20 protein-coding genes, 1 tRNA gene and 1 pseudogene are annotated in these 25275 nt (G+C 60.0%); 11 read left to right on the top strand and 11 right to left on the bottom strand.

All coding sequences use genetic code 11. The features are described from left to right. Window positions 1-8: 8 nt before the first annotated feature. Together ABRP86_RS00555 and ABRP86_RS00550 are read left to right on the top strand one after the other, a co-directional pair. A complete protein-coding gene (locus tag ABRP86_RS00555; protein WP_284628528.1) occupies window positions 9-890 on the top strand; it encodes an ABC transporter permease in 882 nt (293 codons plus the stop codon). Beyond that, the gene (locus tag ABRP86_RS00550; RefSeq protein WP_349862068.1) at window positions 883-1647 is read left to right on the top strand and encodes an ABC transporter ATP-binding protein; all 765 of its coding nucleotides are present in this window, start codon (window positions 883-885) and stop codon (window positions 1645-1647) included. The genes ABRP86_RS00555 and ABRP86_RS00550 overlap by 8 nt, the downstream gene beginning before the upstream one ends. Window positions 1648-1724: 77 nt before the next feature. On the opposite strand, the gene ABRP86_RS00545 is transcribed toward ABRP86_RS00550, so the two are convergent. Next, window positions 1725-3719, bottom strand: a complete 1995-nt coding sequence (locus tag ABRP86_RS00545) for an FAD/NAD(P)-binding protein (RefSeq protein WP_349862067.1) — start codon at window positions 3717-3719, stop codon at window positions 1725-1727. Between the two features lie 275 nt (window positions 3720-3994). On the opposite strand from ABRP86_RS00545, the gene ABRP86_RS00540 reads away from it, so the two are divergent. The 6 genes from ABRP86_RS00540 to ABRP86_RS00515 all read left to right on the top strand — a co-directional run bounded on the left by ABRP86_RS00540 (window position 3995) and on the right by ABRP86_RS00515 (window position 11374). Beyond that, window positions 3995-6409, top strand: coding sequence for an excinuclease ABC subunit UvrA (locus ABRP86_RS00540; RefSeq protein ID WP_349862066.1), 2415 nt, complete (start codon window positions 3995-3997; stop codon window positions 6407-6409). A 78-nt stretch (window positions 6410-6487) separates the two neighbouring features. After that, complete coding sequence (locus tag ABRP86_RS00535; protein ID WP_302522616.1) at window positions 6488-7243, top strand: hypothetical protein; 756 nt, start codon at window positions 6488-6490, stop codon at window positions 7241-7243. Window positions 7244-7325: 82 nt separating this feature from the next. Then, window positions 7326-8948, top strand: coding sequence for a 2-succinyl-5-enolpyruvyl-6-hydroxy-3-cyclohexene-1-carboxylic-acid synthase (gene menD / locus ABRP86_RS00530; protein ID WP_302521614.1), 1623 nt, complete (start codon window positions 7326-7328; stop codon window positions 8946-8948). Continuing rightward, a complete protein-coding gene (locus tag ABRP86_RS00525; RefSeq protein ID WP_349862065.1) occupies window positions 8949-9398 on the top strand; it encodes a DUF3592 domain-containing protein in 450 nt (149 codons plus the stop codon). Window positions 9399-9458: 60 nt separating this feature from the next. Beyond that, complete coding sequence (locus ABRP86_RS00520) at window positions 9459-10658, top strand: glycosyltransferase family 4 protein (RefSeq protein WP_349862064.1); 1200 nt, start codon at window positions 9459-9461, stop codon at window positions 10656-10658. An 11-nt stretch (window positions 10659-10669) separates the two neighbouring features. Next, window positions 10670-11374, top strand: coding sequence for a demethylmenaquinone methyltransferase (locus tag ABRP86_RS00515; RefSeq protein ID WP_005276807.1), 705 nt, complete (start codon window positions 10670-10672; stop codon window positions 11372-11374). 16 nt (window positions 11375-11390) lie between these two features. On the opposite strand, the gene ABRP86_RS00510 is transcribed toward ABRP86_RS00515, so the two are convergent. Beyond that, window positions 11391-12659, bottom strand: coding sequence for a geranylgeranyl reductase family protein (locus ABRP86_RS00510; RefSeq protein WP_349862063.1), 1269 nt, complete (start codon window positions 12657-12659; stop codon window positions 11391-11393). A gap of 98 nt (window positions 12660-12757) precedes the next feature. Here ABRP86_RS00510 and ABRP86_RS00505 point away from each other — a divergent pair, with 98 nt between their 5' ends. Together ABRP86_RS00505 and ABRP86_RS00500 are read left to right on the top strand one after the other, a co-directional pair. Next, on the top strand, window positions 12758-13762 hold the full coding sequence (locus ABRP86_RS00505; RefSeq protein ID WP_349862062.1) for a polyprenyl synthetase family protein: 1005 nt from the start codon (window positions 12758-12760) through the stop codon (window positions 13760-13762). Window positions 13763-13872: 110 nt separating this feature from the next. Continuing rightward, window positions 13873-13954, top strand: a tRNA-Tyr gene (locus ABRP86_RS00500). 900 nt (window positions 13955-14854) lie between these two features. On the opposite strand, the gene ABRP86_RS00495 is transcribed toward ABRP86_RS00500, so the two are convergent. From ABRP86_RS00495 to ABRP86_RS00480, 4 genes are all read right to left on the bottom strand, one after another. Further along, complete coding sequence (locus ABRP86_RS00495; protein WP_284639975.1) at window positions 14855-15286, bottom strand: hypothetical protein; 432 nt, start codon at window positions 15284-15286, stop codon at window positions 14855-14857. 351 nt (window positions 15287-15637) lie between these two features. Further along, window positions 15638-16441 (bottom strand): ABC transporter ATP-binding protein, encoded by an 804-nt coding sequence (locus ABRP86_RS00490; RefSeq protein WP_349862061.1) that lies wholly within the window; start codon window positions 16439-16441, stop codon window positions 15638-15640. Between the two features lie 22 nt (window positions 16442-16463). After that, window positions 16464-17519 carry a FecCD family ABC transporter permease gene (locus ABRP86_RS00485; protein WP_237791537.1) on the bottom strand — a complete coding sequence of 352 codons (1056 nt, stop codon included), beginning with the start codon at window positions 17517-17519 and terminating at the stop codon, window positions 16464-16466. Then, complete coding sequence (locus ABRP86_RS00480; protein WP_005276827.1) at window positions 17516-18463, bottom strand: FecCD family ABC transporter permease; 948 nt, start codon at window positions 18461-18463, stop codon at window positions 17516-17518. Before ABRP86_RS00480 ends, ABRP86_RS00485 begins: the two co-directional genes overlap by 4 nt. A gap of 141 nt (window positions 18464-18604) precedes the next feature. Between ABRP86_RS00480 and ABRP86_RS00475 the strand changes: the two genes are divergently transcribed. After that, complete coding sequence (locus ABRP86_RS00475) at window positions 18605-19642, top strand: ABC transporter substrate-binding protein (protein WP_284611438.1); 1038 nt, start codon at window positions 18605-18607, stop codon at window positions 19640-19642. Window positions 19643-19806: 164 nt separating this feature from the next. Here ABRP86_RS00475 and ABRP86_RS00470 read toward each other — a convergent pair whose 3' ends face one another. From ABRP86_RS00470 to ABRP86_RS00450, 5 genes and pseudogenes are all read right to left on the bottom strand, one after another. Next, window positions 19807-21384, bottom strand: coding sequence for a phospho-sugar mutase (locus ABRP86_RS00470; protein WP_349862060.1), 1578 nt, complete (start codon window positions 21382-21384; stop codon window positions 19807-19809). A gap of 3 nt (window positions 21385-21387) precedes the next feature. Next, entirely contained in the window at window positions 21388-22047 is a 660-nt protein-coding gene (gene deoC, locus ABRP86_RS00465) for a deoxyribose-phosphate aldolase (protein WP_349862059.1), read from the bottom strand. Between the two features lie 11 nt (window positions 22048-22058). Beyond that, window positions 22059-23407 (bottom strand): annotated as a pseudogene (locus tag ABRP86_RS00460) (MFS transporter). 31 nt (window positions 23408-23438) lie between these two features. Then, a complete protein-coding gene (gene deoD, locus ABRP86_RS00455; protein WP_023025153.1) occupies window positions 23439-24164 on the bottom strand; it encodes a purine-nucleoside phosphorylase in 726 nt (241 codons plus the stop codon). Window positions 24165-24256: 92 nt separating this feature from the next. Further along, window positions 24257-25213: a sugar-binding transcriptional regulator gene (locus tag ABRP86_RS00450; RefSeq protein ID WP_349862058.1), complete on the bottom strand. Its 957-nt coding sequence runs from the start codon at window positions 25211-25213 to the stop codon at window positions 24257-24259. Window positions 25214-25275: the final 62 nt, after the last annotated feature.

Raw genomic sequence — 25275 nt, 5'->3', positions numbered from 1 at the left:
CCACGCTTATGACCACACTGAAAAATCACAGCGCTAGCACCAGCACCGCGCACTCCACTGGCACCCACACCGCAGCGCCCAATTCGGGCCGCACCGTCGGCCGCAAGAAGAAGCGCCGGGAGAGCCCGTGGCAGGCGATGGGCCTGGGCATTGCGCTTTTTATTGCCTTCATCGCCATATGGCAGGCGGTGGCGGCTGCGGGCTGGCTTTCCGATATCGCCCCCACCCCCGCGCGTACCTGGGATAGGGCCGTAGAGATCCTTTCTGATCCCTTCTACCGGGATGGGCCGACCTCGGTGGGCATCTTTTGGCACATGGTGGCCTCCCTGCGCCGCGTGCTCATTGGCTTTGTCATCGCCATGGCGATTGCTATTCCGCTGGGCTTTTGGTTGGGTTCTTCTGCCACCTTCCGCCGCGCGACGGATCCCTTTGTCCAAATCCTGCGCCCCGTGTCCCCGCTGGCATGGCTGCCACTAGGCCTGGCGCTGCTTCGCGATGCCGAAAATACCGCCGTCTTCGTCATTATCCTCTCTGCCTTGTGGCCGACGCTGCTCAATACCATTGAGGCGGTGCGCGGGATTCACCCCACGTATAAGAACCTGGCATCCACGCTGGGAACGAACCGGATGCAACAGCTTTTCTATATCGTCGGCCCGGCCGCACTTCCCGGGATTATTACCGGCATGCGGCAATCGTTGTCCACCGCCTGGTTGGTCATCGTGGCCGCAGAAATGCTCGTCGGTGGGCAAGGTGTCGGCTTCTTTGTCTGGAATATGTGGAACCGCCTCGATATTGATGCCATCGTCGTGGTCATCGTCTTAATCGGTGTCATCGGATTGGCTCTGGATTACCTCGTTGCCTCCCTGCAGAAAGTGGTGCGCTATGACTAATGCCCATATCGAATTTGCTGGTATTACCAAAAGCTACGGCCCAACCAAGATCATTGGGGATACCTCAGTTTCCATTGGGGAAGGCGAGTTCGTGTCCGTGCTGGGGCCATCGGGCTCTGGCAAATCCACCATGCTGAATATGATCGCGGGACTGGCATTTCCCTCTACCGGCGAGGTGCGCGCGCGAGGAGAGGCCGTGACCGGCCCAGGTCCTGACCGGGGCGTGGTATTTCAAAATCACGCGCTCCTGCCCTGGATGACGGCGCGCGGGAATATCGAATTCGGGCTGCGATCGGCCCGCCCGGAGCTGTCGAAGGCAGAGCGCACCAAGATTGCGCAGGACTTCCTCGACGAGGTCAGCTTGGGCCATGCGGCCGACCGGCGCCCGTCGCGGTTATCCGGAGGCATGCAGCAGCGCGTCGGTTTGGCGCGCGCCTTCGCCATCGGCTCGGATATCTTATTGCTCGATGAACCCTTCGGCGCGTTGGATGCGCTTACCCGCCGCCAGCTGCAGTCGCTGCTGTTGAATGTGTGGGAAGAAAACCGCCGCACGGTGGTCATGGTCACCCACGACGTGGATGAGGCAGTATTGCTCTCGGACCGCATCTTGGTGATGTCGCCAGGGCCAGAAGCCACCATCATCGAGGACATCGAGGTGGGGTTGCCGCGCCCGCGCAGCGGCAGCGATGACTCCGCTGTGGTGGAGCGGAAGAATGAGCTGCGCGAGAGGTTACTCGGGCTGCTAGAAAACGGCTAAAGCGGGCAGGCGGTTGCCTACCCGCTTCTTCGCTTTGGACATACGGGCTGCGACCCCCGCCTAGGCCGGGGTTAACCTTACTGCTCGGGCTGCTGGTTCGACAGCCCGAGCGCTACCTGGGCCGCGTGCACGGCGGCCTTATCGGCTTCCTGGATGAACCACGAATCGGTGCCGGGAATCGGCGGGGCCAGGGTGGTATCTGGGTACTCGGCGTGGGCGGGGATTCCTACGAGGTGCAGGCGCTCATCCACGGTGCCGTCGGCGTTGTGGACCTGGCGGGTTTCGGGGTCCTCGGCAGGCGAGCCGGTGGGTACCTCGATGCCATCGCGGGCGGTTTCCGTAAACGCGCGCACGCGGCCGGATTTCACGAGGGAGTGCATGAAGGAATCGTGCGGGGTGCGACGGATATCGGGCTTGTGTACCCAGGCATCGAGAAGCGTCGTGCCCGGGATGCGCTTGCCGCCGGATGCGCTGGAGCTGATGGTCCATTCGCCGGCGTCGGCATTCGTGCCCAGGACGGGATTGCCGCCGACGAAGCTGACAATGCCGGCATCGACAAGCGCCAGCAATTGTTGCGTGCGGAAAGGCGGCGGGCCGGAGCACGTGGTCTGACCCAAGGAAATGGCCTTATCGAACATGTGGTGGCGCGACTCCAGGGTATAGCGGCCCTCGGCGCCCAGCACCTGGGTGGGCTTGCGGGAGAAACCGACTGACCACAAGGCGGCGCGCACCGGGCTTTCCGGGCCCTTCTGGGCCTCTGCCAGGTCCTCGCACAGGCTCTGCGCAATGTGCTCGGTGAGCTCTTGTTGGCTGGAAAAGTCCTCCGTGAGCAGGTGGATCCAGCGCAGCAGGCTGAAATCTTTGGTGGTATGGCGGTGAATGACCTCATCGAGCTGGGCCAGGCCGTTATAGGCCACACTAGCATCTACCGGGGTGGCATCGAGCGCAGCGATGATCTCCTCGCGGGAGGCGCGCAGGCTCTCCGGCTCGACGCGGGCGAGGGTATCGATATAGGCCTGGTAAGCATCGCGGGCAACCGCTGGCCACACCTCGGTGTCATAGTTAATGGAGCGCGCGCCCGTGCGGTGGGATAGCTCGGCGACGACCTTCTTCAGGCGCGGGATTTCCGCGGCCGGTGGCAGGGAGCCTTCATCGGATTGCGGCAGGAAGGGATACCCGCGCCGGGAGGCCGCTGCAAAGGTGGGCTCGGTGCCGGTGGCCTCATAGCGCATACCCCAAGGCTTGGAGGAATCCTCGACAAACTTACCGCCGCGGCCCACGGTAGACAGGATGAGGATATCGAAAAAGCCCATGCCAAGCCCGCGCACGAGGACCTTCTCATTGTCCTTGATGGAGTCAACGCCCTGGTCAATGGGGTTATCGGCGCGGATCCAGCGCAGGCTGGGGTTTTCTTCCAAGGTCTTTAAGATCCACCGCTCGTTTTCGGTATAGCCCTGGTTCTGCCAGCCTGTGACCGCCAAGGTGGAGCCGGCCTCCACGGTGGTGTCGTTGTTGAGGTGCAAAATATCCGCGCCATCGCGGGATTCAATATCCACCACGCGGGCGTGGTATTGCTTGACCTCAACCCACTCCGGCACGTCCTGCAAGACCGAGCGGAAGACCCACAGGATGTAGTGGCCGTAGAGTGCGCGCGGCAAATAGGATTCGGGGCTCAATTTTTCCAGTTCTGCGCGGCCAAATTCCTCAACCACTTGCGGATCGAGTGGGTGGGCGGCGACGTAATCGCGGGCGCCGGGGGACACGTGGGCATCGCCAAGCGTCAGGCGGATCCACTCGTAGATGGTGGGGCCTTCAACCACTGGGGCCTCCACGGTGGAGCCGGGTTCAGAAAACAGCGTCATGCCGTGCGCGAAGGTATTCATGCACAGGTACTTGGGCTGGTTGATATCCCAAATCTTGCCGCCGCCGTGCTGGGCGTCATCGATAAGGTGCAGCGTTAGCTTCTCTGGCGGGTGAGACACGGTATTGAGTTGTGCCACGAGGCGCTCGAGGACGGAAATGCCGCGGGGGCCAAGTCCTATCAGCGCGATGGATGAAGTGTTAGCGGTCAACGCGGAGCCCTACCTTCTAGCTTATAGACCAAGCGGAATCGTCATAATAGACAATAAAGTCTAGCAATAAGCGTGGTGGGAAAATATTCACTGGCAGTGGCTTGGCGCTGGCAGGGCGCGCTCGCCAGCCGGAACGCCCCGAGCAGGTGTGAAATTAATTCTTGGCTAGGCAGATTGGTAGACAGATCGGTAGGCGAAGTGGCGTGTGGAGGGGTGCGGGGGTGTCGGGCTGAGGCGTTGCCTTAGGAAGCTGGTGCGCGGGTAAGATCGCGGACATGACAATCAAGGTTCGCGATGCCCACTTATACAACCTGCGCAATGTCGATGTGGATATGCCGCGCGGCCAACTCGTCGCGGTGACGGGAGTCTCCGGTTCCGGAAAGTCCTCCCTGGCCTTTGGCACCATCCACGGGGAAGGGCAGCGCCGCTACCTGGAATCGGTGGCGCCGTTTGCGCGCCGGCTCATTAGCTCCGCGGTGGACCCGCAGGTAAGCCAGGTGGAGGGGCTGCCGCCCACGGTGGCGCTGCAGCAATCCACCTCCGGCGGCGGGGCGCGCTCCACGGTGGGCACGGTCTCCGCGCTATCTAATAGCGTGCGCCTATTGTACTCGCGCGCCGGGGATAATCCTGAAGGCCTGTACTCGGATGCCTTTTCACCGAATACTCCTGAGGGCATGTGCCCGCAGTGCCAAGGCGCGGGCGTGGTGCACGAGCCCACCGAGCAATCGATGGTGCCCGATCCCACCTTGTCCATTGAGGAAGGCGCCATTAAGGCCTGGCCCGGTGCGTGGGCGGGCAAGAATTTTCACGATATCCTCATGAACTTGGGCTATGACCTGGATTCGCCTTGGCAAGACCTGCCGCAGGAAGACCGCGACTGGATCCTATTTACCGAAGAACGCCCCGTAGTCACCGTAAAACCGCTGCGCGGTGCGGACCAGATTCAGCGCAATTATGAGGGGACGTGGCGCTCGGTGGCCAGTTACCTCACCAAGACGCTGCAGGAGACCCAATCGGAATCGCTGCGCAAGCGCACGTTGTCCTTCATGGAATCCCGCGAGTGCGATACCTGCCACGGCCGCCGGTTGAACCCGCGGGCGCTCGAGGTGACGTATGCGGGCATGAGCATCGACAAGCTGGGCGCGCTGCCGCTGGACCAGGTCTATGAGGTGCTCAGCGCGCAGGAACCGGAGGAGAATTCCGCGGAGGATCTGCTGCTCAAGCAGGTGCTGCCGGCGCTGACCTCCGCCCTGGAGCTGGGGCTGGCGCACCTGAGCCTAGACCGGCCCACCCAGAGCCTTTCGGCGGGCGAATTGCAGCGCATCCGGCTCGCCGCCCAGCTGCGTTCCGGCCTCTTTGGCGTGGCCTATGTGCTCGATGAGCCATCTGCCGGCCTGCACCCCGATGAGCGCGGGGCGGTGTTGGAGATGTGCCGCCGATTCATCTCCGCCGGCAATTCGGTGCTGCTCGTGGAACACGATATGGATCTGGTGGCCCAAGCGGATTGGCTCGTGGACGTCGGCCCCTACGCCGGCGAGGGCGGCGGCAAGGTGGTCTATTCCGGGCCGGTCGAGGACTACGACGCCGATACCCCCACCGCCCGCGCCTTGGCGCAGCGTGAGCTCGCGCTTGCCGATGCCCCCCGTACCCCCTCCAACCACCTCCGCCTGCGCGGCATCTCCGCGCGCAGCATCGACGGGCTCGATGTGGACTTTGGCCTGGGGCAATTTACCGCGGTGGCCGGTGTATCGGGCTCCGGTAAGTCGACGCTGGTGAGCACCGTGCTGGCAGAAACCCTCAAGGAGTCCGCCACCGCCGTGGCCGATGAGGATAAAGATGATGCAGACGAGGGCGGCCACGAATTCTCCCTTGCCGGGGTAGAGGGCCTAGATAAGGTCTCCCGGCTGGTGCAGATTTCCCAAAAGCCCATTGGCCGCACCCCGCGGTCCACGTTGGCCACCTATACCGGCCTTTTCGATAACGTGCGCAAGCTCTTTGCTTCCACCCCAGAGGCCAAGGAGCGCAAGTGGACGGTCTCGCGCTTTTCCTACAACGTGAAGCAGGGCCAGTGCCCTACCTGTGGTGGCGCCGGAAAAATCGAGGTAGAGCTGGTCTTTTTGCCGGGTTCCTATACCACCTGCCCGCAATGCGGCGGTGCCCGCTTCAACGATGAGACCCTCGAGGTGACCTGGCACGGGCGCAGCATCGCAGAGGTGCTGGAGCTTACCGTGGATGAGGCCGCCGAATTCTTTGCCGATGAACCAAAGATCCACCGGGCCATCGCCACGCTGCAGGCCGTGGGTTTGGGCTACCTCCGCTTAGGACAAGGCGCGCCGGAGCTTTCCGGCGGTGAGGCGCAGCGCATCAAGCTCGCCACGGAGTTGCAGCGCTCCCGCAATTCGCGGCGCGGGCACACGGTCTACATGCTGGATGAGCCCACCACCGGCCTACACCCGGCCGATATTGCCCTGCTCAATGCGGAGCTGCACAAGCTTGTCGATGCCGGGCATACCGTGATCGTCATCGAACACGATCTCAACGTTCTGGCGAGCGCGGACCGCATCATTGAGATGGGCCCCGGAGCCGGTGCAGACGGCGGGCGAATCATCGCGGATGCCACCCCAAGCCAGCTGGCCGCTGAAGATACCGCGACCGGCCGGGCGCTGCGGGCACGCCAGCGGCAGAGCTAGCACCTCCCCCTCGGTTCAGCGCTGGCATCTGGGAGATTCCCTGGGATCTCACAGGAAAATGATGTACATCTGGTAGGCATGACAAATAATGGCTTTGGTGAAAACGGTTCCAATGGCCGAAAAGGCTCTCATGATGATGGCCGCGGCACTGACGAGACCCGCCAGTGGTCTGGCCCGGCCGAGGATGCCACGCGCCAGATAGGCCGCGTTCCAGATAGCGCGGCCGGTGATGCCCGCAACCAGCGCCCGCAGCAGTATTTCCCGGGCGCGCAGCAGCCGCAGAATGAGACGCGGCAATTCGATGCAAGCGCCGATTACCAGCAGAATTACCAACAAAACTACCAGCAGCCCGGCGGGCAATATGGCCAGCAGCAGTACGGTCAGCAACAGTATGGCCAGCAACAATACGCCCAGCAGCAGTATGAGCCGGTGCCGTCGGACTATGACCCGGATCAGCGAGGTAGGGGAAAGAAGAAAAACGGCGGGATGGCCGGTGTCTTTGCCGCCATCGCCGTGGTTGCCATCTTGGCGGCGGGCGCCCTGTTTTTCTTGTGGCGCAATGCCGCGAGCGATGCCGATAAGCCGGCGCCAGAACCGGTGACGGAGACCACGACCGCGCAGGTGCCCACCACGGTGACCGAAACCGAGGATGCGGGCCCTGGCATTTCTGAGCGCTTGCGCAATCTGCCAAACCTGCAAGACGAGCTCCCCGAAGATATTCCTTCCGAGCTGCCACCGGAAATCCAGGACCGCCTGGAAGAAGGCAATGACCTCGACGTGGAACGCCTCTTGCGGGATCTCCTAGGCAATAGCGGCAACCAGCAGCAGGGCTAACACATAGTAACGGCGGCGCGGTACGGTGCGGCGGGATTGCCGATTGCCGGCCGCCGCGCCGCAGTAGGTAAAATCTGGCAGCATGAATGAATCGATGCAGCTGGCTGAACAGGTAGCCGCCCAATTGGCGCGCCACCTTACTGATGTGGTGCTGTGCCCGGGATCCCGCAACGCACCGCTGTCCCTAGCGCTCTTGGCGCGCGAGGATATCCGGGTGCATACGCGCATTGATGAGCGCGGCGCTGCGTTTACTGCCTTAGGAATGGCGCGCGTGCAGCACCGCCACGTCGGGGTGGTGATGACTTCCGGCACGGCCGTGGCCAATACGCTGCCCGCGGTGGTTGAAGCGCACTATTCGCATACCCCGCTCGCCATTATTAGCGCCGACCGCCCAGAGCGGCTGATCGGCACTGGCGCCTCCCAAACCATCGTGCAAGACGGCATCTTTGGCGTCTATGCGGATACCACCCAGGTCAACGAGCACAAAGATATCGCCGCTATTGCGGAGCGATTTGAGCGCGATCTTCAGGTGCACATCAATATCGCCTTTGACGCGCCGCTGGTAGGAGATAGCCTGCCGGAACCTGTAGGTGGCGATGGCACTCGCGCGGCTACCCCGCGGTTTTATAACCACGGCGAGGTCGCTGTGAACTTGAGCAAAAATACCCTCGTCATCGCCGGCGATGAGGCCTGGGAGGTCGAGGGCTTAGAAGACGTGCCGACCATCGCGGAGCCCTCCGCGCCGGGGCCCTTCCACCCCGTGCACCCGGCCGCGGCGCATATTTTCCGCAAGGCGCAGGTCTCTGCGAATGACTACGTGGTCAATACCAAGGTTGAGCAGGTCATCGTGGTGGGCCACCCCACGCTTCACCGCGGGGTGCTCGCGCTGATGAATGACCCGGATATCGAGCTCGTGGTGCTCTCGCGCACGGCGGACTTTACCAACCAGCGTGGGGATAACGCGCGGCTTGGCACCACCGTCAAGGTCACCGGCGAGCCAAGCCGCGAGTGGCTCAAGATTTGCCAGGGCGCGACCGACATGACCGGCGAGGCCGTGCGCGCAACCCTGGAGGATGAAGAGCTCGGGTTTACCGGTCTGCACGTAGCGGCGGCGGTAGGCGATACGCTTGCGGTCAATGACACGGTGGTACTGGGCGCCTCGAATCCGGTGCGCGATGCCTCCCTCATCGGTATGCCCTTCGATGGCGTGGATACCTACGCCCCGCGCGGGGTGGCGGGCATCGATGGCACCGTCTCCCAAGCCATTGGCGTCGCCCTAGCTACGCAATCGCTGGACCCCACCAATTGGCGCGCCCCACGCGTGATGGCCCTGGTAGGGGATGTGACCTTTTTGCACGATGCCAATGGGCTGCTGATCCCGGAGGACCAGCCGCGGCCAGAGAACCTCACCATCGTGGTGGCCAATGACAATGGCGGCGGCATCTTCGAGACCCTGGAGCAAGGCGCGCCCGCGCTTCGCGATGCCTTCGAGCCAGCCTTTGGAACGCCGCATGGGGTGGGCATCGGCAAGCTGGCAGAAGCGTATGACGCAGACTACCGCCTGGTGACCACCCCGCAGGAGCTGCTGGATACCCTGGCAGAGCTCAAGGAATACTCCACTGGCATTACCATCGTGGAGGCGCAGACCACCCGTGCTACGCGCCGGGCGCTGCAGGATAAGCTCACGCAGAAGGTGGGCCAGTAAGTGTCCCCGCGCTATAGGCCCGCGGTTTTTCGGCGCCGGCTGCACCAGCTCGTGCTGGCCGTCTATGTGGCGCTGATCGTGGGCTCGGTGCGCCTGGTGGTAGGGCCCTTCCTCAATGACCGCGCCATTTCCGCGCAGCCTAGCCGGGCCTTGGCAACGGTCAAGGACGTCGGCGCGCTGCGCACCACCGTGGATTTCCAAGATAGCGACGGGATCTATCATTCCCCGCGGCAAGGCTTGCTCTATCCCACGGACTTGGGTGAGGGCCAGCAGGTATGGGTGCAGTACGCCGAGGATAACCCGGATTTGGTGAAGGTAGAAGGCCGCGAGTGGACCTTGGCGGTCATACCGGCGCTATCCGTGGCGGTTGTGTCTACGCTTGCCGCCGTGGGGTTGTGGCGGCTTATTACCGTGACCACCCGCCGCGCTGAAAATCGGGCTGAAAAATAATTTACCCAGATTTTTCATTGGATTCACCAAAGGCCAAGAAAAATAGGCCATTATGGTGGCATGCGAGTTGCAATCGTGGCCGAATCGTTCCTCCCCAATGTCAATGGTGTGACAAACTCGGTGCTGCGCGTTTTGGAGCACCTGCACGAAACCGGACACGATGCGATTGTCATCGCCCCCGGTGCCCGCGAGGGCCAAGAAGAAATCCCTGATTACTTGGGCTTTCCCATCTACCGCGTGCCCACCGTGCGCGTGCCGCTGGTGGATTCGCTGCCGGTGGGCGTGCCGACCACGGCCGTGGATGACGCGTTGCGGAAGTTCAAGCCCGATATTATCCACCTGGCTAGCCCGTTTGTGCTGGGTGCAGCGGGCGCATTTTCGGCCCGCCAACAGCGCATTCCGGCAGTGGCGCTTTACCAAACCGATGTCGCAGGCTTCGCCACCAAGTACCATGCCTCCGCCTTGGCCTACGCCGTGTGGGAGTGGCTGCGCACGATCCACAACTCTTGCCAGATGACCCTGGCACCGTCCTCGCTGACCATCCGGGATTTGGAAAAGCACCACATCAAGCACGTGCGCCACTGGGGCCGCGGCGTCAATGCCGAGCTTTTCCATCCCGAAAAACGCTCTGCTGCGCTGCGCCGCAGCTGGGACCGGAGTGGAAAGAAAAACATCGTCGGCTTCGTCGGCCGCTTAGCCGCGGAAAAGGGCGTGCACCGCCTGTCCGCACTCAATGGCCGCGAGGATATTCAGCTGGTCATCGTCGGCGATGGCCCAGAGCGCTCACTGTTGGAGGCGCAGCTTCCCAACGCCGTGTTTACGGGGGCGCTGAGCGGTGAGGAACTGGCCCAGGCCTATGCCTCGCTCGATGTCTTTGTGCACGCCGGCGAATTTGAAACCTTCTGCCAGTCCATCCAGGAGGCCCAAGCCTCTGGCGTGCCCACCATCGGCCCGCGGGCAGGCGGGCCCGTGGACCTTATCCAGGAAGGCTATAACGGCCTGCTCTTAGACGTGGATAGCTTCGTCGAGGACCTGCCCAATGCCGTCGATGCGCTCCTCAACCCGGAGATACATGCGGAGTTGCAGGATAATGCCCGCGCCTCCATTTCTTCTAAGACGTGGACCGCGCTGTGCGAGCAGCTGGTGGGCTATTACGAAGAGGTGCTGGAAGATACCCGCCGGGTGCCGCTGACCATTTTGGGACAGCGCCCGGAGCTACCGCGGTGGGCGGCTCGTGCCCTTGGGGCGCGCGTAGCCTAGACTAGGCATTTGTGTCTAAGGCAGATCTGGATAAAAAGCCCTTCGACGTCGCGCGCATGTTTGACGCCGTCGGCGAAAAATACGACCTCACCAATACCGTCTTGTCCTTTGGGCAGGACAAGCGCTGGCGCAAGCGCACCCGCGAGCGCCTTAACCTGCAGCCGGGGGAAAAGGTCCTCGACCTCGCGGCCGGAACCGCGGTATCCACAGAAGAGCTGTCCAAATCCGGCGCGTGGTGCGTAGCCTGCGATTTTTCGCGCGGCATGCTCGCCGCCGGAAGCGAGCGCGACGTGCCCAAGGTGGCCGGCGATGGCATGAAATTGCCCTTTGCGGATAATACGTTTGACGCCGTCACCATCTCCTATGGCCTGCGCAATATCCACGATTACGAGCTAGGGCTGCGGGAAATGGCGCGCGTGACCAAGCCGGGCGGGCGCCTGGCGGTGGCGGAATTTTCCACCCCCATCGTCCCGGTATTTGGCACCGTGTACAAGGAATACCTCATGCGCCTGCTGCCCCCGGTTGCGCGCGTGGTCTCCTCCAACCCGGATGCCTATATTTACCTCGCGGAATCCATCCGCGCTTGGCCTGGCCAAGAGGAGTTGGCGGCGGCCATCAACCGCAATGGTTGGGCCGACGCGGGTTGGCAAAACCTCACCCTAGGCATCGTCGCCTTGCACTCGGCAACGAAGCCGCTTGCCGATGCCCCACAGTAAACCTCTTGCAGCCCTCCTAGACCGCCGCGGTGGAGGCCCACAGGGGCGTATCGCGCCGGACGGCCCCTACGGTGCGGCTGGCCGTGCGCCACAGGCGGGCGATAAGGTCGCGGTCCTCCTCCGTGATGAGGTTGCCCATGAGGCGGGCCGCCGCGGGCATCAGCAAGCGGCCCACCGGACCGCGCAGCGCCAATGGCCCCGCCACGGGCAGGAATTGCGGGTAGGTCAACAGGCGGGCAGCCGTGCGCGCGAGCAGGAAGGATTCGCCGTAGTGCTCGCGCAGGGTGGCCGGCCACGCGAGGGTGAAATCCTTCGGGCCGAGCATGGCTACTGCGAGCGCTGCGGTCTCGAGGCCGTAGTCGATGCCCTCGCCGTTTAAAGGATTCACGCAAGCGGCGGCATCGCCAATGAGCATCCAGTTGGCCCCCGCTACATCAGAGACCGCCCCACCCATGGGCAGCAGGGCAGAGGTGACGTGTTCGATGTCTCCAAGGCCCCACTCCGCGCGCTGTTGGGTGGCGTAGAACTCCAGCAACTTTTTGGTATTAATCTTGGCCGGCCGCTGCGCGGTCGATAGCGCACCGACGCCGATATTAACCTGGCCAAGCTCTGCTCCCAACGGGAAAATCCACCCGTAGCCGGGCTGGACGGAATCGTCTTCATCTTTTAATTCCACGTGCGAGTGCATCCATGGCTCGGTTGCTTGAGGGGAGGCGGCATAGGAGCGCGCGGCGATGCCATAGACCTCATCCCGGTGCCAGGTGCGGCCCAGTTGCTTGCCAAAGGTAGAACGCACGCCATCGGCCACGATGAGCCATTTCGGCTGAATAATCTGCTTGCCGATGCGAAACGAGGTCACCCGGTTGCCCTCCATCACCGGGGCGCTTGCGGGGGTACCAGATATTAGCGTGGCACCTGCGGCGGTTGCGGCCTCTACCAGCTGCGCATCGAGCCTAAAGCGCGGCAGGGCGGTACCTACCTGGGAAGGATAGGTCTGCGGCCACGGGGCGGTGACGTCCCCGCCGTAGCCGTGCAGTTTGAGCCCGCGGTTGCGGTAGGAGGCGTTAACAGTAATGCCGAGCTTATCTAGCTGGTGCATTGCCCGCGGGGTAAGACCATCGCCGCAGGTTTTATCGCGGGGGAAGACGGATGAATCAATGAGGACAGTCTCATAGCCAGCGCGGGCGGCGTGGATGGCCGCGGCACTTCCTGCGGGTCCTGCACCGATGATGGCGACTTCGACAGGGCGGGGGGAATCGATCTGTTCCGACATAGGGACTATCATTGCACTAGTTCAACCCCTCAAGTGTGTTAAGGGGGCTGGTTTGGACTACGGTAGATAAACGATTATCTCTGGCTTTTAATTGCAAGGAACGCTATTTAATGACTCACGGCCACTCGCATGCCACTCACGTGGATCTTGGTGATCCACAGCTTAATGAACGCATTGGCGCGGGCATGGAAGCAGTAGAAGAAAAGCTGCGCAGTGAAACTGACCGCGGCCAGGACTTCTTGAAGGACAAGGTAAGCCATCTGTCCAAGGCAGGCGGCAAGCGCTTTCGCCCGATGATGGCCCTGCTTGCCTCTGAGTACGGCACCAAACCGGGCTGTGAAGAGGTTATTAAGTCCGCCACCGTTGTGGAGATGGTGCACGTTGCCACCCTGTACCACGATGATGTGATGGATGAGGCGGATCGCCGCCGCGGCGTGGAATCCGCCAACTCCCGGTGGAATAACTCCGTAGCCATCCTTGCCGGCGATGCCCTTTTGGCGCACGCCTCCCGCCTGATGAGCCAACTAGATACCCATACCGTAAGCCACTTTGCGGATACCTTTGAAGAGCTGGTGACCGGCCAGATGCGCGAGACCATCGGTGCCGGCGAAGCCAACCCCGTGGACCACTACATGGCCGTTATTCAGGAAAAGACCGCGGTGCTTATCGCCTCTGCCGGTTACCTCGGCGCGTACCACTCCGGCGCCTCGGCCGACCACGCTGCGGCCCTGTACCGCATTGGCGGTGCCATCGGCATGATCTTCCAGATCGTGGACGATGTCATCGATATCTTCTCCGATCCGAAAGACTCCGGAAAGACCCCGGGCACCGACCTGCGAGAGGGCGTGTTTACCCTCCCGGTCCTCTACGCCTTGGAGGAAGACGGCGAGGTGGGCGACCAGCTGCGTGAGCTGCTGACAGGCCCCCTAGAAACCGATGCTGAGGTCGAGCGTGCTATCGAGCTCCTGCGCCAGTCTGGCGGCCGTCAGAGGGCGCTAGAGGACATTAACGCCTACCTGCGCACCGTAGAAGAACAGCTTTCCGTACTGCCGGAAAATTCCGCTAGCCAAGCGCTGCGCCAGCTCGCGGATTACACCGTCCGCCGCGTGGGCTAGCTGCTTGTCGATGCCCCCTCCTACACACCCCATTTCTCCCTGCTGCGCTGGCGATTTGGAGGTAGGTGGGTGCTTCATAGTAAAGTACATACACGCACCACAGAGTGCATGCCAGGTTGCCCGAGCGGCCAAAGGGAGCGGACTGTAAATCCGCCGGCATTGCCTTCAGAAGTTCGAATCTTCTACCTGGCACAACACAGAGCCCCACAAGCATAAGCTTGTGGGGCTTCGTCGTGGTTAGCGCGATGGAGTGACTCCATCGGCTTGGGTCAAACGACAAAAGGGAATATTCCAGTTATGTCTTGCGAAGGGCAATCGAAGTTTTTATCATTTACCTGAGTTTCTTCCTATTTGGGAATTTAGAAGGAGGTTTTCCTTATCAATGAAACTGATAAGAGTGGGTACTCCGCTGAAGTAGTAAATGGTATTGATCGTAAAGAAGCAGACACGGTGTTTGTAGAAAGCCCGAATAGCGGAGAAGAAGCTCTGCTCACTTCAAAGACTCTCAACACTGGAGGGCAAGTAAACATCGAATACTCGGTTGGGGGCGACCAGATCACTGCAAAGTACTCGACGAATGTTGATCCAGAGTTGGTCGACGCAACCCTCATTCAGACTCGGTCTGCTGCTGGGTGTGCGGGGGCTGTCCTTCTAGGGGGCGCAGCAACTGTGGGATCCGCACTCGAAGTCGCGTCCGCGCCGCTCACAGTCCCTATTGGGCCTACGATGGCTGCGGCTACCATGGCAACCGGATCTGGTCCTATCGTAATAGCCGCTGACCGGTGCGGATAAATATAAGTAACACGAAAAAGTAAGGGATAAAAATGGGTCTTGGACGTAGAATGCTGATCATTGCGTTGAGTACAAACGTTGCAATGATGTGCTTTGTGAGTGCTGTTCTAGAGATAGTTCTGCCGAATGATATACCGCAGTGGATCATCTTTGGAAATATTGTTGTATTCGTGGCATGTGTCTACTACACATACAAAGCAGTGACGGTATGGCCGGATAATGAGGAAAATGATGTATTAATCCTCAATGGTTTAACATGGAAAAGGGCTTGGACTAAAAATTATGAGTCTCAAGAAATGATTAGCCGTGATTCGTTAGCGGAATATAAAGCTCTGAGTCTTCCTTTTTGTCTGCTTTCATCCTTGTCAATTCCATAAAATGCTGAGGAACGTTGTTGCTAGCTTTCCCGAGCCACTCGATTTTATCTCCTGAGTCGTAGTCCAAATCCCCGGCGAAGTACTCGCCAGCAAGTTTATCTGCCCAACCTTTTGCAGCGGTATCTTCCTCCGAAGAGACACCTCCAGTACTCGGTATCGGGGGCAATTCCATACCAAGATACGCAATCCCTCGGGTGGATTTTACAGAAAATACGCAGTAGACGAACCGGGACGTTCTCCAGGCTGTTCTAAGCTCGACAGCCTCGGGGGAAATTACGTTTTCTTCGGCGAAATATCTTTTCAAAAGAGAATTCATATAGCCCCCGAAAGCTGATGAGCTCCACTCAGTTTTCATACTCCGCACTCCACTTTTCAATGAGTGGCAAGATTTTTGCCCTGCACCATTTCGCAGCATCTTACATCAAAGAAATAACTGGGGTTTATTCCCAGACTTGGGCTCTGGCTTTTGTTATCTCCTAGGGCGCGCGTGTCAAGTTGTGTGTGAGGTTGGGTTTACAGGTATTTGTCGAAGCAGTTGGTAAAGTCCACGGCCATTTGGTTGATGGTTTGTTTCCAGCCGGATACGGTCAAGTCCTCTCTCCCCGCGGAGGACCACCTATCCTCACAAAAGGTCGCAACAGGACCAATAGCGCCAGTTCAGCCCCTCTAACGAGGCAAAATCAACAACATATTCTGTCATTAAGTCCTAATCTGGAACGATAACTGTGCGCCCTTGGCGTCCAGCTCTGGTGACCTCGACGGGTAAGCCATAAAGTTGCTCGATCAACTCTGCGGTAACGATGTCTTCAGGGTTGCCATGGTCCACCAGCTCACCACCTTGCATGGCAACTATGTGGTCTGCGAATCGTATCGCTTGCTGGAGGTCATGTACTACGGCGATGACTGTTTTGTGCTCGTTTTTGCTGAGGTTTCTCACGAGAGTGAGTAAGTCATGCTGGTAGCCCAAATCCAAAAAGGTTGTGGGCTCATCTAGTAAGAGCACCGGGGTGTCTTGGGCTAGCGCCATGGCCAACCAAGCGCGTTGGCGTTGACCGCCGGATAATTCATTCATCCGCCGGTCAGCCAGCGAATCCAGTTCTACCGTCGATATTGCTTGGGATACCTTGTCGAAGTCTTGGCTGCTGCGTTGCCCGAGCGGTCCTAGGTGTGCGAACCGGCCACGTGCTACCAGTTCCGTCACGGTGAGATGTTCAGGTGCTATTGCATCTTGGGCCATGAGCGCGATGCGCCGCGATAATTCTTTGCGGCCAAAAGAATCAATCTCCTTGTTTTCTAAGGAAATAGTGCCTGCCTCTGTGGGCAATACTCGCGCCATAGCGCGCAGAAGCGTGGATTTGCCACAGCCATTGGGGCCAATAATGCACGTAAACTTTCCGCGCGGGAAGTCCACGCTTACGTTGTTTACGGCGGTGAAGTCGCCGTAAGTGACGGTAGCGCCCTGTACTGCTACCGCGATGTCTCCATCGCTGTCTGAATCTGGGAAAGCCATTATGGGAAAAGTCCTTTCAAAATTACCTGCGGTAGGTGCGGTGCGCGAAGAGCATGAGGATGATCAGGTATGTGCCGCCCAAGGTGACGGTTACGACGCCAACCGGAAGCATGGTGGGATGGAAAAGCTGTTGCCCTATGATGTCGCAGACCAATAGCAAGGTGGCGCCGATAAGTGCACCAGCAGGGAGGCTGACTCGTTGGCCGCCGGTAAGGAACCTTGTCAGGTGTGGTGCCGCTAAGGCTACGAAAGAAATCGGACCGGCCAGCGCGGTGCACAGTGCTGTTAAAAGGGCAGAGAGAAACACTAGAACAAGGCGGGTGCGGGTTACATTTAGGCCGAGGGAGTAGGCGGTGTCATCGGCAAGTTCTAGGGCCTCGCAGCGCGACCTCAACGTGAAAGCTAGCACGATGATTAGTGCCAGCACGATGGCCGCTGGGCCGACGAAAATCCATTCAATGCCGTTGAGCGAACCAGCAGCCCACGTGGCCGCAGCCATAGCCGTGTCCAAATCTGCACTCAAGATGAGGTAACGGTTGACCGCGGAGAGCGTAAGGGAGACTCCAATACCGACCAGGATGAGTCGCATGCCGCTGACCTGCCTGCGCAGGGCCAGGACGACGATGATCAGCGCGGTAATCCCGCCCCCAATCACCGCCCCTAATGCGACGTTAATAAAGCTGCTAAATCCTAAGTAGCTCACCACGATCACCCCGGTATAGGCACCGGTGTTAAAACCAATGATATCGGGCGAGCCCAGCGGGTTGCGGGTTACGGTCTGAAAAAGTGTGCCGGCGATAGCGAGGCCAGCTCCTACCACGATGGCAGCGGTGACCCTGGGCAAGCGCCATTCGTAGATTACGGTGGTGCCGAAGCCGGAGTCGGGGTGAATAAGCGCCTGCCAGGCCGACACGCGATCTAGTCCTGCGCCAGGGTACGTCAGCGCTACGACGGCAGCGAGAAGGACAGCGGCGATGCCCACAAAAAGCACAATTGTTTCGCGGCGGCGGTATCGCGCAGCGATGGTGCGTACCGAGGTGGTAGCGGTCCTCGTGGCGTCTAGTTCTGTGGGCCTCATAGAACCACCTGCTTGCGTTGTGCAAGGAAAATGAGGAAAGGAGCACCGATTATCGCGACGGTTACTCCGGCGGGTAATTCGCCGGGCAAGATAAGCCGCCCGATGATGTCGGCGAAGAGAAGCAGATTTGGACCGATTAACCCACTAATCCAAATCTGATCGCGCTCATTGGTGATGCCCACTTGGCGGACCAAGTGGGGGACAAGCATGCCGACAAATGCTAATACGCCGACTGCGGCAGTGGTTGTTGCGGCGAGCAAAGATACAACAAAGAGGGCCAGCGCGCGGGTTTGGGCTACGTTGATGCCAAGTGCTTCTGCAGCGTGTTCACCTAGCGGCAGGACGGTCAGGCGGGGTGCTAGGAAAAGCAGCATCACTGCGGCGATAGCCAATCCACACCCCATGAGATAAAGCGGGGTGGTAGCGGCTATATCCATGCTGCCCACCATCCACGCCTTGATTCGGGCGAAGGCTTGCGGATCTAGGAGCGACATGCCTTCAGAAAGGCCTTCGAACACAGCGCTTAACGCCACGCCGGCAAGGACGATACGGAGCGGATCAATGGCTCCAGACACGTCACGTCCTAGGCGCGCAACTAATAGCATGGTGCCACTCGCGCCGATCAAGGCGGCGGCGGTAAAAGCTATGGGCGAAGATAGTCCGAACACGCTAAGTGCGAGCGCGGCCGCAAAGGCGGCGCCGGCGTTCATACCGAATACTCCGGTATCTGCCAGCGGGTTTCGGGTGATGATTTGGAGAATGCAGCCGGCGACCGCGAGCCCAGTGCCCGCAAGGATGGCGGCGACGGTGCGTGGGATTCGTCGCTCGTAGAGGATGTCTCCAGCCGTGCCGCTGCCGGGGCCACCGCGGAGGCCTGCGACTATTTCAGAGGGGCTAAAAGACTGCGCGCCGATGAATAGGCTGAGCACAATCAGAAGCACCATTAGCAGAAGTGCAAGTGCAAGGAATACGCCGACCCGCCACCTGCGGCGACGAGCATTCGGTACACCCATTGGGGGGAGCGTTGATTTGGTATGCGTCATATTATTTTCAACAAATAAGTAAGTTAGCTTAGGCTAACCATTATGTCAGAAGTATTGTTCAACAAAAAACGCCTGCTATCAAGCATGGCTGCCGCCGTCGCCATTGCCTTGTCACTGTCTGCCTGCAGTGCCGCCGAAAATGACGAATCCAAGGGTGGTCCGGGCAATGAAAGCGTCTCCCATAGTGGTGAGCGCTTTGGTACCGCAGATGAAGAAACCGCTAAGTTGGGAACTGACGCTGAGCCCGGCCAGTTCCCGCGCACCATTAAACACGCCAATGGTGAAACTGAGATCAAAGAGAAGCCAGAGCGCGTTGTGGTGCTGGACATGGGCGAGCTCGACTCCGTGCTGTCCTTGGGGATTAAGCCGGTAGGCATGGTTACCTCTAAGGGTGCGAATCCAGTGCCGGATTACCTGGCTGACAAGGTGAAAGACGTACCTTCGGTTGGCACCATTCAAGAGGTGAACGTCGAAAAAATCGCGGAGCTAAAGCCTGATCTCATTGTGGGCAGCCAGCTGCGCGTGGACGATCTGTACGGGCAGCTTTCCGATATCGCGCCGACCGTGTTGGCTATCCGCCCAGGCTATCCATGGAAGGAAGACTTCCGGCTGATCGGTGACGCGCTCGGTGAAGAGGAGAAAACCGTCGATATCCTCAACGACTATGCGGATACCTTGGCTCAAATCAAGGAGAAAATGCCGAAGGACACGACGGTCTCCATGCTTCGATTCATGCCAGACAAGATCCGCCTGTACGCCAATAAGTCCCTCATCGGTGTCATTCTGCGCGATGCAGGACTGGCTCGCCCAGAAAACCAGGACATTGATGAGCTGGCAGCGGAGATTTCTCCAGAGTCCATTTCTGAAGCAGACGGAGATTACCTGTTTTACTCCAGCTACGGTGATCCATCGGCCACTGGTGAGGACAAAATTGTCGAATCCGAACAATTTAAGAATCTATCAGCGGTGAAGGGGGGCAAGGCCTTCCGCGTCAGCGATGACCTCTGGTTCTTGGGCCTCGGCCCAACGGGTGCGAAAAAGATCGCGGAAGAACTAGTCGAATACTTGGATGTTAAGTAATTGACCTGATGGCACCAGGGCTCGCCCGAGTTGGGCGCTTCCCGTGAAGGGAAAGAAGAGCCCTTGTGCTCTAGGGCGCCTTATAAAGCCTTATGGGCCAGCAGATTCGCGCTATGGTGGCGAAATCCTGCTGGCCCATAAAACTGTTTCCAGTAGGCGCCGGCTTAGAGCCCGAAGTAATCGCGCAGGTCGGCCGCGATGGCATCGAGGCGACCGGCGTCGGGGGACTCCAGGTAGCACTTGAGCTTGGGCTCGGTGCCGGAGGGGCGAACGATGACGCGGTCATCGTTATCGGTGAAGAACTTCGAGCCTTGGGCAAACTTTTCCACCTTGGACACCGGGGAGCCGGCGAGCTCGGTCGGTGGGGTGGCAGAGACCTTGTCCATTGCTTGGGCAATCAGGCTCAAGTCCTCGACACGGAAGGTCAGCGGCTGGGTGTGCAGGGCACCAACCGTGGCGTAGATATCATCCAAGCGGTCCAGGAGGCTGCTTCCAGCGGCCTTGCATTCGGCGGCGAGGCTGGCGAGCACTACGGAGGTGGAAATGCCGTCCTTGTCGCGCACTGCGTTGGGATCGGGGCAGAAACCAATGGCTTCTTCGTAACCGAAGGCGAGCTCCGGAGTGCGGGCGATCCACTTGAAACCGGTCAGGGTTTCCTCGTGACCGAGGCCGTAGTGCGCGGCGATGCGCCCGAGCAAGCGGGACGATACGAGGGAGTTGGCGAAGTTGCCGGTAGCGCCGCGGCGAGCGAGGTAATCACCAAGCAAGGCACCGGTTTCATCGCCACTGAGCTGGCGCCAGGTGCCATCGGTAGGCACGGCGGCGGCGCAGCGATCGGCATCGGGGTCGTAAGCGATAAGGATATCGGCACCGATTTTCTCGGCATGCTGGATGCCAAGGTCCAGCGCGCCGGGCTCTTCCGGGTTGGGGAAAGAAACCGTGGGGAAATCTGGGTCAGGATCGGCCTGTTCTGGCACCAGCGAGACGGTAAAGCCGCAGCGAGACAGCAGTTCCTTACCCAGCTCGGCGCCCACGCCGTGCATGGCGGTCAGCGCGATGGTGATATCGGAATTCTCACCAACCAACGTGGTGGCGCGCTCGAGGTACTCCGTGCGGGTATCGACGTCCTCGATGTGATCGGAGGTGAGCGGGACCTCGTCGGCGTAGGGGGCCTTAGCAATGGCGGCGGCGATTTCCTTATCGGCTGGGGAAATAAGTTGCACGCCCTCGCCCGGGCCGGTGGCAACGCGGCCACCCAGGTAGACCTTGTAGCCATTATCGGCAGGCGGATTGTGGGAGGCGGTGACCATAATGCCGGCATCCGCGCCCAGGGAACGCACCGTGAAGGCGGTCAGCGGGGTCGGATTCTGCGCAGGCAGGACCAGGGCCTTGCCACCGGCGGCGGAGATAACCTGCGCGGCATCGCGCTGGAACTGCGCGGAGCCGTGGCGGGCATCGCAGCCGACGACAACGACCGGGGTATCGACCTGCTGCTTGAGCCAGGTGATAAGCCCATAAGTGGTGCGGATGACCACGGCGCGGTTCATGCGGGATTCGCCCGCGCCCACGGCAGCGCGCAGGCCCGCGGTACCAAAGTTCAGGGGACCCGCGAAGGCGGCGGCGAGTTCTTCGGAGTTATTTTCTTCAATCCAAGTCAGCACTTGGCGGGCGGTGTCCGCATCCGGATCGTGTTCGGCCCAGGTGCGGGCGTACTCGATATCGAAGGTCTTATCCACAGACATGGCTTAAAGCTCCTCGAGGATCTTGGCGGAGGAGGATAGCCCCAGACGGCTGGCGCCGGCCTCGATCATGGCGAGGGCATCCTCGGCGGTGCGGATGCCGCCAGAGGCCTTCACACCCAGCTTGTCGCCCACGGTCTCGCGCATGAGCTTGACCGCGTGGGTGGAGGCACCGCCGGCGGGGTGGAAGCCGGTGGAGGTCTTGACAAAGTCCGCCTGAGCGGCAGCGGCGGCCTGGCAGGCGAGGACAATGGCGGCATCGGCAAGCGCGGCAGACTCGATGATGACCTTGAGTACCGTGCCTGGGATGGCATCGCGCACGGCCTGGATTTCTGACTGCAGCTCCTCAGCGCGGCCCTCGATGGCCAGCGGGATATTGATGACCATGTCTACTTCCTCGGCGCCATCGGCAACCGCGCGGGCTGCCTCAGCGGCCTTGATTTCCGGCTTGACGGCGCCGGAAGGAAAGCCCACGACAGTGGCGACATGGAGGGACTCTGGGGTCTCGAGCGGCAGGGCGGAAGGGGAGACGCACACGGCGTAGGTGCCAAGCTCGGTGGCCTCTTCTACCAAGGCGCGGAACTGCTCCGGGGTGGCCTCTGGCTTGAGCAGGGTGTGGTCGATATAGGAAGCAACGTCTGAGCGGGTGAGGTTCTGGGAAGTCATGATTTTCTCCTTTAGGAAACTGGGGCGGGTTCGTTTTTAGTCATCTTTAGATCCGAAATGATGTACAGCGCGGAACCGAAGAGGGCGATGACGGTGAGAATGAGCAGGGTGGTGGTGTAGCTGGTGGACTCCATCAGCTTGGCGGTGTACGCAATGCCTAGCGGGATGGCGATATTGATGGTGAGGTTATAAAAGCCGATGGCGATACCGGACTTGGCTGCGGTGATATTGCGCAGCGCGGTATTGACCAGTGGTGCGTACATCAGGGGCTGGCAAAGGCAATGATGGTGATAACAAGCATGGCCACGTGAACCTGTGCAAAGAGCGCGGCAATGAATAAGGAACCTGCAACCAAAGCAAAAGCAGTATAGATGGTGGATCGAGACGAGAGCACCGTGCCGATCTTGCCGGATAAAACACCGACGAGCACGGCGCAGGCATACCCAGGAATGAGCAACAACGAAGCGCGGTCAAGGCTCATCCCGTGCATGTCCTGGGCTGCATAGGGAAGCAGGAAGATAAAGCCCAGCTGGGTGGAATAGACAAAGAGCACCATGACGATGGTCCACACGTAGCGTCCATTGGTAAAGAAATCCGGGGTGACCACTGGGTTCTTCGCGTTCTTGATGTGCACGATGAACAGGACTAAGCCAATGGCCGCCACGACGAGCCAGTACCAGAGGTAATCCTGCATAAACAAGATGAGGGCGCTGGCGAAGAGGGCGACAAAGAACAGGCCAAGTGCGTCCAGGTGACCCTCCACGGCCTCATCTTCTGGCACATTCTTAATGATGGGCGGAATGGTGAGCAGGAGGATAAGTGGGATGAGGAACATCGCCGTCCAGGACACATAGGTGGAGATGAACCCGGAGGTCAGCGCGCCAATGAGCAGGCCGGCCTGGAAGGCAGCGGTGGAAAAGCCGAGGTAGGTCTTTTGGTCATCCTCGCTCAAATGTTTGGTCACGTAGATAACGTAGAGCGTCTCAGCGGCGGCCAAACCAGTGGTTTGAATCAGGCGGCCGGTCAGCACCATGGCCCATGAACCAGAGAAGATGAAGGCCAAGATGGAGCCTACGGCCACAAAAACTATGCCGGTAAGCATGAGCTTCCGAATAGAGATGGAGTCTGCCAAGGCGGCGTAGACGACGGCGCCGATACCAATGATGACGCCAGCAAGGGAGGCCTGCAGCGAAGCGGTCTTATCGGAGATCTCCAGCGCTTCCGCGATCGGCATGGTCATCGTCTTGAACCCATTGTCAATGACGAGGGAGAAGACGAAGACGAAAAGGAGGATAGGGACGGCCGCCTTGGGGTTGACCTGGGTGCGATCCCCCGGCATGGCCTTAACTTTTTTCAGCATTGAAGTAGTAGTCCTTTGTGGGAGGAGGAGCTTAGTCGACTGCGTTAAGCGGCAAAGCGAGTTTCATCATGGTGTGGAATGCGCTCTGGCGGTCCTCGGCAGAAAGCTGGGTGCCGTTGACCACATTGTCTGAGACGGTAAATAGGCCCAATGCATCCACGCCAGCCTCGGCGGCGGTGGCATAGAGCGCGGCGGATTCCATCTCCACGCCAAGCACGCCCATGTGTGCCCAGCGGCCGTTGACGGTCTGGTCCATGTGGTAGAACGTGTCGGTGCTTAGGATATTGCCCACGTGAATCGGGGTCTCCTGGCGCTCGGCCTCATCTACCAGCGCCTTGAGCAGCTTCCAGGATGCGGTGGGGGCGTAGGTACCAGGCAGGTCATACTGTGACAGGAAGTTGGAATCGGTAGAAGCAGAAGCTGCCACGATGACGTCGTGCAATTCGATGTCTTCCTGCATAGCACCGATGGAGCCGACGCGGATGAGCTTCTTCGCACCGAACTTATGGATCAATTCCCAGGAGTAGATACCGATAGAGGGAATTCCCATACCCGTGCCCATAACGGAGATGGGCTTGCCGTTGTAGGTGCCGGTAAAGCCCAGCATGTTGCGGATTTCATTGAATTGGACGACATCTTCCAGGAAGGTATCCGCGATGAATTTGGCGCGGAGGGGATCGCCGGGCAGCAAAACGGTCTCTGCGATGGGGGCGCCATGCGGATTGATGTGCGGGGTGGAAATCTCGGTCTGAGACATGGAGTACTCCTCAACGTTGACTGGTGGACTGTGTCACCAGTCAGTTTAGCCCCCGTGGCACCAATGTCAATGAAATAATTAACAAATGTGCATTAATGGTGAGGAAGGCGCCTCTCTGTAGAGTTCACCAGTTTGTGTGCCGTAGTTCGATCCGTGACTAGGTGGGTGGCAAGGCCCATATCCAAAGCGACCTGTAGTGCCTCGGCCTTATGGGCACCGCCGGCTACTAAGACGCGGGTGGGGCGCGTTGTTAAATCGCTCAGGCTAATGCCAACGGTGCGCTCATCCACCGCCTGACTGGCAACATCGCCTTGGGCGGTGAAAAAGCGCGAGCATACATCTCCCACCGCATTGGTGAGCAATTCTTCCTCTTCGCTTTCGGTGAGATATCCCAAGTTAAGCGCGAGCGATTCTTTTTCCATGGCGCCGACGGTAAATACTGCCACGCTTACTGATGCCCCCATCTGCAAAATCTTGGCAATATGCCTATCGCGGGAGACCCATTCCTTGGCTTCAACGGAATCGAAGATGACCGGGAGGGGGAGTAGGTGCGCCTCGGCATTAAAGGCCTGGGTAAACGCCTGCATGGTGTGCAGATCCTTGGTGGAGCGCTCCGAGTGGGAGTGTCCGCCCTTGAGCTGGACGATGTCCACACCCTCTAGCGGACGCTTGCGCAAATGGGAGGCCACCGCGGACATGGTTTCGCCCCAGGACAAGCCTACCGAAGTGTGATCGGTAATGAGCTCTTCCAATAGGGCGGCGCCAGCGCTGCCCAAATCCGCAAGCAGGGAGCCGCCGGGAGGGGTGGCGGTGATGCGGGCATCGGCAAGCGAAAAGCGCTCGCAGAGCGCAGAAACCAGCTCATCGGACTGCTCGCGGGGATCGGTAATACTCACGGTGACAAAGCCGCGCTCGGCGGCGTGGGTGAGCAATTTGGAGACCGTCGGCCGGGAAATTCCCAGGTGTGCCGCCACCTCCGCCTGCGAAAACCCGGAGTTGTAGTAGAGCTTCGCGGCGTCGATAGAAAGACAGTCTTTATGATCTAACATGCCTTTCATTCAAGCACAGCGGGCGGGGAGGGTCAGCATCGTATAAGCCCCAGAAATTTCCT

Origin of the sequence: Corynebacterium sp. KPL3927 (assembly GCF_040225835.1) — a bacterium.
Classification (GTDB): domain Bacteria; phylum Actinomycetota; class Actinomycetes; order Mycobacteriales; family Mycobacteriaceae; genus Corynebacterium.
Note: the sequence above shows the minus strand (reverse complement) of the source record. Positions and strands in the feature narration are given on the sequence as shown.